This window comes from Sphingomonas sp. (assembly GCF_035758555.1).
Classification (GTDB): Bacteria; Pseudomonadota; Alphaproteobacteria; order Sphingomonadales; family Sphingomonadaceae; genus Sphingomonas_B.
In genome coordinates this window covers 1-10,984 of the sequence record NZ_DASTXI010000247.1, presented here as the reverse complement: position 1 = coordinate 10,984, position 10,984 = coordinate 1, and the positions used below count along the sequence as shown (strand labels likewise).

At 68.3% G+C, this 10,984-nt stretch carries 9 protein-coding genes and 1 pseudogene; 4 read left to right on the top strand and 6 right to left on the bottom strand.

What is annotated here, in order from left to right:
• The 5 genes from VFT73_RS15065 to VFT73_RS15045 form a co-directional block, all read right to left on the bottom strand.
• On the bottom strand, positions 1-419 hold a 419-nt coding region (locus VFT73_RS15065), incomplete at its 3' end, for an acyl-CoA thioesterase (protein WP_326412913.1).
• Positions 419-1,555, bottom strand: coding sequence for an acyl-CoA dehydrogenase (locus VFT73_RS15060; protein WP_326412911.1), 1,137 nt, complete (start codon positions 1,553-1,555; stop codon positions 419-421). The genes VFT73_RS15065 and VFT73_RS15060, both read right to left, overlap by 1 nt.
• Positions 1,556-1,695: 140 nt before the next feature.
• The gene (locus tag VFT73_RS15055) at positions 1,696-2,892 is read right to left on the bottom strand and encodes an acyl-CoA dehydrogenase family protein (RefSeq protein ID WP_326412909.1); all 1,197 of its coding nucleotides are present in this window, start codon (positions 2,890-2,892) and stop codon (positions 1,696-1,698) included.
• Between the two features lies 1 nt (position 2,893).
• Entirely contained in the window at positions 2,894-4,201 is a 1,308-nt protein-coding gene (locus tag VFT73_RS15050; RefSeq protein WP_326412907.1) for an amidase family protein, read from the bottom strand.
• Positions 4,198-5,430 carry a serine hydrolase domain-containing protein gene (locus VFT73_RS15045; RefSeq protein WP_326412905.1) on the bottom strand — a complete coding sequence of 411 codons (1,233 nt, stop codon included), beginning with the start codon at positions 5,428-5,430 and terminating at the stop codon, positions 4,198-4,200. The genes VFT73_RS15050 and VFT73_RS15045 overlap by 4 nt, the downstream gene beginning before the upstream one ends.
• 110 nt (positions 5,431-5,540) lie before the next feature.
• Here VFT73_RS15045 and VFT73_RS15040 point away from each other — a divergent pair, with 110 nt between their 5' ends.
• On the top strand, positions 5,541-7,253 hold the full coding sequence (locus tag VFT73_RS15040) for a class I adenylate-forming enzyme family protein (protein WP_326412903.1): 1,713 nt from the start codon (positions 5,541-5,543) through the stop codon (positions 7,251-7,253).
• 31 nt (positions 7,254-7,284) lie between these two features.
• On the opposite strand, the gene VFT73_RS15035 is transcribed toward VFT73_RS15040, so the two are convergent.
• Positions 7,285-8,067, bottom strand: a complete 783-nt coding sequence (locus tag VFT73_RS15035; protein WP_326412901.1) for an SDR family oxidoreductase — start codon at positions 8,065-8,067, stop codon at positions 7,285-7,287.
• A 26-nt stretch (positions 8,068-8,093) separates the two neighbouring features.
• Between VFT73_RS15035 and VFT73_RS15030 the strand changes: the two genes are divergently transcribed.
• The 3 genes and pseudogenes from VFT73_RS15030 to VFT73_RS15020 all read left to right on the top strand — a co-directional run.
• Positions 8,094-8,840, top strand: coding sequence for an ABC transporter ATP-binding protein (locus VFT73_RS15030; RefSeq protein ID WP_326412899.1), 747 nt, complete (start codon positions 8,094-8,096; stop codon positions 8,838-8,840).
• Positions 8,837-10,354: an ABC transporter permease/substrate-binding protein gene (locus VFT73_RS15025; RefSeq protein ID WP_326412897.1), complete on the top strand. Its 1,518-nt coding sequence runs from the start codon at positions 8,837-8,839 to the stop codon at positions 10,352-10,354. The genes VFT73_RS15030 and VFT73_RS15025 overlap by 4 nt, the downstream gene beginning before the upstream one ends.
• Before the next feature lie 38 nt (positions 10,355-10,392).
• A pseudogene (locus VFT73_RS15020) lies at positions 10,393-10,984 on the top strand (polysaccharide deacetylase); the annotation flags it as partial.

Genomic DNA, 10,984 nt, shown 5'->3' with positions numbered 1-10,984 from the left:
AGCTCGTCGGGCGGCGGCACGTCGGGCATGGCGAACTGATGCTCCAGCCCCTGTTCCAGCTTCTGGAAGGAAGCAGCCATGTTCAGAATCGGCTCGCCGCGCTGGAACGCAACGACCCGACGTGTCGAGAAGCTGCCGCCGTCATGGTCGCGATTGACGCGGTAGATGATCGGGATCTGCTCGTCGCCGGCGCGCATGAAATAGGCGTGGAGCGAGTGGGGCAGTCGGTCGGGATCGGCGGAGCGCGCCGCCGCCATCAGCGCCTGCGCAATCACCTGCCCGCCGAATACGCGACCGCGTCCTTCGGGCTGACGCGCGCCGCGATACAGGTCGCGGTCCAGCTCCTCGACCGTCAGCAGCGTTTCCAGCTGCGCGATCATGCCGGCGGGATCGGTGGCGCGCGCTTCCATCTCCGCCATCAGTAACCGCTCATCAGCGCAAGCTGGTCCGCCGCCCAATTCGCGTCGCCGAACAGCTCGGCGAGGACGCGGCCGCGCTTCATGTAGAAGCCGATATCATATTCATCGGTCATGCCGATGCCGCCATGCATCTGCACGCCTTCCTGCACCGCCAGCGTCGCGGCAAGCCCGGTCATCGCCTTGGCGACCAGTGCGGCGCGCTCGGCTCCCGGATCACCGGCGTCGAGCAATTGCTGCGCCTTCAGCACCGCCGCGCGTGCGACTTCCATTTCGGAATAGAGATGCGCGGCACGGTGCTGGAGCGCCTGGAAACTGCCGATCGGCACGCCGAACTGCTTGCGTTCCCTGAGGTACCCGATCGTCATGTCCATCGCGCCGCTGCCGACGCCCAGCATTTCGGCGGAGGCGCCCGCGCGGCCCGCGGAGAGGATGCGCGAGAGGCCGGTCCAGCCTTGGTCGACCTCCCCGATCACTGCGTCGGCATCGACCTCGACGCCCTCGAACCGGAGCCGCGCGGCAATGCTCGCGTCAGCCAGGCGTTCGGGCGTGGCCGTCAGGCCCGTGGCGCCCTTTTCGACCGCGAACAGCGTGATGCCGTCCTGCTCGCCCGGCGCTCCAGCCGTGCGCGCCGCAACGACGATCAGGTCCGCGACATGGCCCAGCGGCACGAAATTCTTGGCGCCCGAGAGCTTAAAGCCATTGCCGGAGCGCTCCGCCTTCAGCGCGATCTGCGCCGGACGGTGCTTCGCCCCTTCGTCGATCGCGAGCGCCGCCACCGCTTCGCCCGCCGCGATGCGCGAGAACCATATCTGGCGCAAGTCCGCGCTGCCGGTGCCGAGCGCGGTCACCGCGCCGACGGCGGTCGGCAGGAACGGCGATGGCGTCAGATTGCGGCCGATCTCCTCCAGCACCACGCCCGCCTCGACATGACCGAGCCCCAGCCCGCCCTCGCCTTCCGGGATCAGGATCGACGTGAAGCCCATCTCCGCGAACCGCTTCCACAGGTCGCGGCTGAAGCCGGCCGGGTCCTTCGCATCGCGGAGCGCCCGCATGTGCGAGACGGGCGCGGTTTCGGCCACGAACTGGCGCGCGGTGTCGCGCAGCATCGTCTGTTCGTCGGTCAGGAAGAGAGGCATCGTATCTCCATTCTAGCCCCTCTCCCGCTTGCGGGAGAGGGTGGTCGAGCGAAGCGAGACCGGGTGAGGGTCTGCCCTGCCCTCACCCTGGCCGCTTCGCGGCCGTCCCTCTCCCGCAAGCGGGAGAGGGGCTGATTGATTCAAGTTCCCGGCAGCTCCAAAATGCGCTTGGCGATGATGTTCAGCTGGATTTCGCTGGTCCCGCCCTCGATCGAATTGGCCTTGGTGCGGAGCCATGCGCGGGCCTTGGTCCCGCCGGCCGACCCGGCGCTGTCCCATTCGAGCGCGTCGGAGCCGCCGGCGGCCATCACCAGCTCGTAGCGCGCCTTGTTCAGCTCAGTGCCGTAATATTTCATCATCGACGGCTGGGCGGGATGCGCTTTGCCGGCCTTCAACTCGTCCATGAATTTCTCGGACATCGCGCGGAACGCCCGCTCGCGGACCTCGAACAGCGCCATCTGGGCGCGGAGCAGCGGGTCGGCGAGGCGCCCCTCCGCATCGACGCCGATCGTCCGCTTGGCGTCCTCGGCCAGCGCCGCGGGCCCGCCCGAACCGAGTCCCCCGCCGCCAAGGCCCATGCCGGAGATCATCTCGCGCTCGTGCCCGAGCAGATATTTGGCGACGTCCCAGCCCTTGTTGAGCTCGCCAACCAGTTGCTCCTTCGGCACTTCGACATTGTCGAAGAAAGTCTCGCAAAAGGGCGAATAGCCGGAGATCAGCAGGATCGGCTTGGTCGAAACGCCGGGGCTTTCCATGTCGAACAGCAGGAAGCTGATGCCTTTGTGCTTCGACTCCTTGCTGGTCCGCACCAGGCAGAAGATCCAGTCTGCCTTGTCGGCATAGGAGGTCCAGACCTTCTGACCATTGACGAGGAAATGGTCGCCCTTGTCTTCGGCGGACGTCTGTAGCCCGGCAAGGTCGGAGCCGGCATTGGGCTCCGAATAGCCCTGGCACCAGCGGATTTCGCCGCGCGCGATCGGCGGCAAGAATCGCTTCTTCTGTTCCTCAGTGCCGTATTTGAGCAGCGCCGGGCCCAGCATCGAGATGCCGAAGCTGTTCAAGGGATTGCGGCAGCCGAGCCGCGCCATCTCCTGGCGCAGGACCTTGGCCTGCTCCGGCGAGAGGCCGCCGCCGCCATAGTCCTTCGGCCAGTCCGGCACCGTCCAGCCGCGCGACGCCATCGCGTCGAGCCACGCCTTCTGATCCGGGGAGAGCTGCGCCTTGCGGCCGCCCCAGACGATATCGCCTTCGCCGCGCACCGGCTGGCGCATCGCGGGCGGGCAATTCGCTTCCAGCCAGGCGCGCGTTTCAGTGCGGAACGTCTCAAGGTCGTTCATCTCAGCTCCTCATTAGCGCGTGGGCCAGCGCCGCGATCGCGATCGTCTTGTGGTCTTGGTACAGGTCGCCGATCACCTGCAGTCCGATCGGCATGTCCTCACTGCCCGTCGCGACCGGCACGCTGGTCGCCGGCAGGTTCGGGAAGGTCGCGAGGCCGGCATAGGCGAATTGCACGCCGAACGGCGTCGGCTCGCCCTCGATCGTCAGCACGCGCTTGTCGGTCGGCGTGTCGTCATGCGGAAAGGCGGTGGCGCCGAACACCGGCGCGATCACCGCGTCATAGTTGCGGAACAGCGCCTGCCAGGTGCGGATGCAACGCGCCTGTTCGTCCTGCAATGCGAACCAGTCGGCAAGGCTCATCGCCTGCCCGCTTGGCCCCGGCGCGCCGCGCGAGAGGGCGGTCAGCAGCATCTTGATGTAGTTGGCATGCTGGGCCGCGAGATCGGGGAACGGGTCCAGCGTGCGTTCGACCTCGGCGCCGGCTCGCTCGAAGACCTGGCCGACCAGCTCGACCGTGCGTTTCATCTCGGCACTTGCCCGCGCGACCGGATGCTCGGGCAGGATCAGGATGCTGAGCGCGCCCGGATCGCGCACCTCTACGCGCGGCAGCGGGAAATCGGTCAGCACGTCGAGCAGCGCTGCAAGATCGTCGGCGTCGCGCGCCATCGGCCCCATCACGCCCAGCGCGACGCGGGCCGAGTCGGTGCCGGGGAAATTATGACCCTCGGGCGCGATCACGCCATAGGTCGGCTTGTGCCCCCAGACGCCGCAGAAAGCGGCCGGGGTGCGGATCGAGCCGCCAATGTCCGACCCGATCTCCGCCGGCACGAACCCGGCCGCGAGCGATGCCGCCGCGCCGCCCGAGGAGCCGCCGGGGCTCCGCTCATGGTTCAGCGGATTGAGCGTGCGGCCATAGACCGGATTGTTGCTCTGCAGGTCGATCAGCCCGGTCGGCACGTTGGTCTTGCCGACGATCACCGCCCCGGCCGCCTTCAGCCGCTGGATCGCGACCGCGTCGGCATGCGAAATCGCGCCCGCATGCTCGGCATAGCCCCAGGTTGCGGGCAGCCCTGCGACGGCATAGCTTTCCTTGACGGTCATCGGCACGCCGAGCAGCGGCGCGTCCTTGGCGACGCCGCCGGCGTCGATCGCCCGCGCCTGCTCGCACGCCCGGTCATAGTCCTTGACGACGACGGCGTTGATCGCGCCGTTGCCGGCCTCAATCCGCGCGATCGCCGCCTCGACCTGCTCGAGTGCCGTCGTCTCGCCGGACCGGACGGCGGCGGCGGTCTGGAGGGCGCCCATCATGCCGCGGCACTCCTCGTGATCGCCGAATAGATCATCGTCTTCAGCTCGCGTCTGACCGGCCAGGTGCTGGACGGGCTCAGCTGGGTCATGAAGATGAAGATCAGCCGCTCGACCGGATCGATGTGGAAGGCGGTCGAGAACATGCCGCCCCAGTAGAATTCGCCGACCGACCCCGGCACCAGCGTCGGCGCGACGTTGATCGTGACGGCAAAGCCGAGGCCGAAGCCGACGCCCGCATTGGTCGCTTCGCTGAACAACGAGCGCGACATGCTGGCGAGGTCGGCGCCGCCGGGCAGATGATTGATCGTCATCAGCTCGACCGTCTTGGGGCCAAGGATGCGCGCGCCGTCCAGCGTGCCCTTGTTCAGCAGCATCGTGCAGAAGCGGTGATAATCGGCCGCGCTCGACACCAGGCCGCCGCCGCCGGAAAATTGGGTCGGCGCCCGCGACCAGGCGCTTTCGTCGCCGCGATCGTACATGATCGCGCCTTTCTCCGGATGCATGGTGTAGCAGTCGGCGAGCCGGTCGATCTTGTCCGCCGGCACGCGGAAGAAAGTGTCGTCCATGCCGAGGGGGCCGAAAATGCGCTCGCGGAACACCTGGTCGAGCCTCTTGCCTTCGATCCGCTCGACGATCAGGCCGAGAATGTCGGTCGCGACCGAATAATTCCACGCTTCGCCTGGTGAGAATTCGAGCGGGATGCCGGCTAGCGTGCGGGCGACGCTGTCGAGGTCGTGCGCGCCATACCAGTCCTCGATCTTCGTCGCGCGATAGGCGGCGTCGATGTTGCCGCGATTCTGGAAGCTGTAGGTCAGCCCGGCGGTGTGCCGTAGCAGGTCAACCATCCGCATCGGCGCAGCGGTCGGCCTGGTCAGGAACGGCGCCGAGCCGCCGCCGCCGTCATAGACGCCGATCCCTTTCCATTCCGGGATAATGCGGTGCACCGGATCGTCGAGCGCGACCTTTCCTTCCTCGACCAACGCCATGAAGGCGACGCTCGTCACCGGCTTGGTCATCGACGCAATGCGGAACAGCGTGTCGGGGCCCAGTGCGCGGCCCTCGCGCATCGTGCCGGAGCTGGAGAAGTGGACGGGCTGGCCTTCGCGGCTGACCAGCAATTGCGTTCCCTTGAACCGGCCAGACTGCACATAGCGTTCGTCCAGGAAGCGATCGATCCGTTGCAGCCGTCCGGCATCGAAGCCGAGGGTGGCGGGATCGGCGATCTGCATGGGCACTCCTGTTCTGGCGGCCGGGTTTATCGCCTTGAGACTCCCCCAAATCAACAATATCCCGCAGAAAAGTGCGGTTTTTGAGGACCGCCGACGATAAGGAGAATGGGATGGGATCGCCCGACGCTACGGCATGGCCGCGCCTGACGCTGAAAGAGGCCGAGGCCCTGCTGTGCGCACCCGGCCAGCGATTCGAGATGGAGACGATCCCGATTCGCGGCATCCCGACCCGCGTCTGGAAAAACGCCCCGCCGGATCTGCGCGCTCTGGTCGAGCTGAGCCGGACGCATGGCGGCCGCGCGGCGACGATCCTTGAGGACGACCGCGTCAGCTTCGAGGCGCAATATCGCGCGATCGCGGCGCTTGCGCGTGCGCTGGCGGAACGCGGCGTCGGCAAGGGCGACCGGGTCGCGATGGCGATGCGCAACCTGCCCGAGTTCATCGTCGCCTTCTTCGCGATCACCGGCATGGGCGCGATTGCAGTGCCGCTCAACGCCTGGTGGACCGGCCCCGAGCTCGAATATGGCATCCGGGACTCGGGCGCCAAGCTGCTGATCGCCGACGCGCAGCGCTGGGCCCGGATCGCACCGTCGCGCCCGGACCTGCCCGACCTCCGCCACGTGATCGTCACCCGCGCCGACGCTCCGCCCGAAGGCTTCGACGCGCTGGAGGCGCTGATCGGCCGGCCGAACGACTGGGCCGGTCTCCCAGACCAGCCGCTGCCGGACGCGCCGCTCGCCAGCGACGACGACGCGACGATCTTTTACACCAGCGGTACCACCGGCGCGCCCAAGGGAGCGCTGGGCACGCACCGCAATCTCGTCACCAACATCCTGTCGAGCGGCTACAACGCCGCCCGCGCCTGCCTGCGCAGGGGCGAAGCGCCGCCCGAGCCGCAGCCCAAGGTATTCCTGACCGTCATCCCGCTGTTCCACGTCACCGCCTGCTCGGCGACCCTGATGGGCGCGATGGCGGCCGGCCACACGCTCGTCTTCATGCGCAAATGGGATGCGGGCGAGGCGCTGCGGCTGATCGAGCGCGAGCGCGTCAACATGACCGGCGGCGTGCCGACGATCGCCTGGCAGCTGCTCGAGCATCCGGACCGCGCGCGATTCGATCTCTCCAGCCTGGAAGCGATCGCCTATGGCGGCGCGCCGTCAGCCCCCGAGCTGGTGCGCCGCATCCGCGAGGAATTCGGCGCGCTCCCCGGCAATGGCTGGGGCATGACCGAGACGATGGCGACGGTCACCGGCCATTCGGCCGAGGATTATCTAAATCGCCCCGACAGCGCCGGACCGCCGGTGCCGGTCGCCGACGTCGAAATCCGCGCCGAGGACGGCGTGACGGTACTGCCGCCGAACACCGTCGGCGAACTGTGGTCGCGCGGGCCGATGAACGTGCGCTGCTACTGGAACAAGCCGGAGGCGACGGCGGCGACCTTCGTCGACGGCTGGGTGCGCACCGGCGACCTCGCCCGGCTGGACGAGGAAGGTTTCCTGTTCATCGTCGACCGCGCCAAGGACATCATCATCCGCGGCGGCGAGAACATCTATTCGATCGAAGTCGAGAACGCGCTCTACGAGCATCCGGCCGTCGTCGATGCGGCGCTGATCGGCCTGCCGCACAAGACGCTGGGGGAGGAGCCCGCCGCGGTCGTCCACCTCGCGCCGGGCGCTGTGGCAACCGAAGCCGGGCTGCAGGATTGGGTCCGCGCCCGCCTCGCCCCGTTCAAGGTGCCGGTGCGGATCGCGTTCGCGTCCGAGATGCTGCCAAGAAATGCGAACGGGAAGATATTGAAGCGGGAGCTGAGGGGAATGTTTTAATCCTCCCCGAGATCGCTCGGGAGGGGGACCTTTACTCCACCCGCTTCGGCCGCATCCGGCTCACCAGCCCAGGCGCCCAGCGGAGAATGAACGCCAGCCGCTTCGCCGTCTTTCCGACGACCACATGACGCCTGGCGCCATGCACCGCGTTCCACGCCGCTTCGGCCACTTGTTCGACCGGGGTGACCTCCAGCCCCATCGCCTTCACATGCTCGCGGCCGGTCAGATTTGAGCCGGCGGCGACGTTGTCGAGCAAAGGCGTGTCGATGAAGCTCGGCATGATCGAGCGGACCTTCACGCCATGCTCCTCCCATTCGACGTCCAGGGAGTCGGTTAGCGCGCGCACACCGAATTTGGTCGCCGCGTACACCGACATGTTGGGCCCGGCGTACAGCCCCGCCGCCGAGCAGGTGTTCAGCAGGCACGATCCCGGCGTAGCCATCAGGTGCGGCAGGCCGGCTTCGGCGCCGTACATCACGCCTTTCAGATTCACGTCGATGACGAGGTCGCTCTTCTCCTCGTCCATCAGCGCGAGCGGCCCGCCATGGCCGACCCCGGCATTGTTGAACAGCACGTCCAGCCGCCCTCCGCTCGCCTTCACGAAGGAGTCGAGGGCCGACCGCCACTGCGCCCGGTCGCGCACGTCCATCCGGTGCAGGCTAGCATTCTCCGGCCCGATCAGGCGCGCGGTTTCCTCGATGCCGGCCTGATTGACGTCGGCCAACCCCACGAACCAGCCGCGCTTCGCGAACAGCTCCGCTGTGGCCCGGCCGATCCCCGAACCGGCACCGGTGATGAAGATCGCTTTGCGCATGCCCGCCCCTTCTCTAACCTTCGCCCATGCAAGTCCGCTTCGAGGCCGTTTGCAAGCGCTTTGGTTCAGTCGCCGCGATCGATGCGGTGACCGCCGAGATAGCGCCCGGCAGCTTCGTCGCGCTGGTCGGCAGCTCGGGCTCGGGCAAGTCGACACTGCTGAAGACCGTCAACGGGCTGGTCCTGCCCGACAGCGGCCGCGTGCTGCTTGACGGGGCCGATGTCGCGGCCGAGGAGCCGCACGCGCTGAGGCGCCGGATCGGCTATGTGTTCCAGAATATCGGGCTGTTCCCGCATCTGAGCGCCGCCGAGAATATCGCGATCGGGCTGCGGCTGGAGCGCCGGGCGGAGAGTGGCCGCGTCCCCGAACTGCTGGATCTGGTCGGCCTTCCCGCTGACAATGCGGCGCGCATGCCAGACCAGCTGTCGGGCGGGCAGCAGCAGCGGGTCGGCGTCGCCCGCGCGCTGGCGCTGGGCCCGAAGCTGATGCTGATGGACGAGCCGTTCGGCGCGCTCGATCCGGTCACCCGCGATGCGCTCGGCCGCGCCTATCGCGGCCTGCACCAGCGGCTGAGCCTGACCACGATCATGGTCACGCACGACATGGCGGAAGCGTTGCTGCTGGCCGACCGCGTGCTGGTGATGGCCGCCGGCCGCATCGTCGGCGACGGCACTCCGGCCGATCTGCTGGCGGGCCGGGCAGGACCGGAGGCGGCGGCTCTGGTCGAAGTGCCGCGTGCACAGGCGGAGCGGCTGAAGGAACTCGGCGTGTGAGCGGCTGGTCCCGCGTGCCGGAGCTGCTCGCCAGCCATGTGCTGCTGGCCGCGGCGGCTTTGCTGCTGGGCTTGGCCGTCAGCTTGCCGCTCTCCGTTTGGGCCGCGCGGAACCGGCATGTCGCGCGGCTGGCCTTGGGGTTCGCAAGCCTGGTGCAGACGATCCCGGCGCTGGCGCTGCTTGCGCTGTTCTACCCGGTGCTGCTGGCTGTTTCGACGCTGGTCGGCGGCGGCGTGCCCGCGCTCGGCTTTCTGCCGTCGCTGCTCGCGCTCGGCCTCTATGCGCTGCTGCCGATCCTCAGGAACGGCGTCGCCGGCCTGACCGGCATCGACCCGGCCGTGCGCGAGGCGGCCGACGGGGTAGGAATGACCGCGGCGCAGAAGCTCTGGATCATCGAGGCGCCGCTCGCCGCCCCCGTGCTGATGGCCGGCATCCGCACCGCCGCAGTGTGGACGATCGGCGCGGCGACGCTGTCGACGACCGTAGGATACCCGAGCCTGGGCGATCTGATCTTCGCCGGCCTGCAGACGCAGGACTGGGCGCTGGTGACGACCGGCTGCATCGCCGCGGCGGCCCTTGCGCTGATCGCCGACGGACTGCTTGGATTGATCGAGCGCGGAATCAAGCTGCGGCGGCGTGCTTTGGCGTGGCTCGGCGTGGCGCTGCTGCTCGGTGGCACAGGCGCAGCGTTGGCCCCGAAGCTGATGCCGCAAAGGCCGGTGGTCACGATCGGCGCCAAGAATTTTTCGGAGCAGTATATCCTGGCCCGACTGATCGGACGGCATCTGGAAGCCGCCGGCTATCGGGTCCGGTATCGCGAAGGGCTTGGCTCCGCGGTGATCTTCCGAGCGCTCGCGGCGGGTGATGTCGACGTCTATGTCGATTATGCCGGCACGCTCTGGACCAACGAGATGAAGCGCCGCGACGTCCCCGATCCCGCGCGCATGGTGGCGGAGATCGGACACTGGACAGCCCGGGAGCACGGCGTCGGCCTGATCGGAACCCTGGGCTTCGAGAACGCTTATGCGGTCGCCGTGCGCAGCGCGGATGCGCAGCGGCTGGGCTTGAAGACCCTCGACGATCTCGCGCGCGCCTCGCCGCGCATGGTGCTGGGTACCGACCTGGAGTTCCTCGAACGGCCCGAATGGGCGGCGGTGCGCGATGCCTATTCGCTCCGGTTCGCCGCCACCCGCGCCTTCAGCCCGACCTTCATGTATCGCGCGATCGAGAGCGGCGCGGCCGACGCGATCTCCGCCTTCTCGTCGGACGGACGGATCGCGGCGCAAAAGCTGGTCGTGCTCGCCGATCCGCGTCATGCGATCCCGAGCTACGACGCGCTGCTGCTGGTCTCGCCGAAGCGGGCGAAGGATCCCCGCTTCATCGCCGCGTTGAAGCCGCTGGTCGGCCGCATCTCGGTCGAGGCGATGCGCGCGGCCAACTACAGCGTCGATCGCGACCACGACAAGCGGACGCCGGATCAGGCCGCCGTCTGGCTGGACGCGCGGCTCCGTTGAGCCCGGCCTGCGGCGGGTCTAAGGAACCTGCGGCTGCAATGGACGCGAATCCGGTCTTCTACGATGCGAGCGGGCGGCGGCGGCGGCAGTTCACGCTGGCACTGGTCGCGTTCGTTGCCTTGCTGCTGCTCTCCGCCGGGCTGTTCGCCGCCACCATCATCGCGATCTCGCCGGAGCCGGCACTGCCGTTCCAGGCCGAACGGCCGGGCGGGGCCGCGCCGAATGCGGTCGAACGCGGTGCGAAGCGGTTCGGCCGCGCGATCGTCCGCCGCGGCAAATGGCTGCTGAACGGTCGCCCGGCGCGGCTGACGACGCTGACCGTCGGCTTCCACGCACCGTGGGACAGCTCCAGCACCGCGTCGCTGCAGCGGCATGTCGATGAGGTCGATTGGCTGGTGCCGGGCTGGATCTCGGTTACCGGGCCCGATCATCGCTGGACGGTCTTTCCCGATCGCGCGGGCCGCCAGATCATCGACCATGCGGTCCATCGGCCGAAGGTCCTGCCGATGGTGCAGAATGCCCTGAACGGCGACTGGGACGGAAAGGGCGCTGCGGCGCTGCTCCGTTCGCCTGCCGCGCGGAAGCAATTGCTCGACCGGCTCGAGGCGTTCCTGATCGCGAACAAAGCCG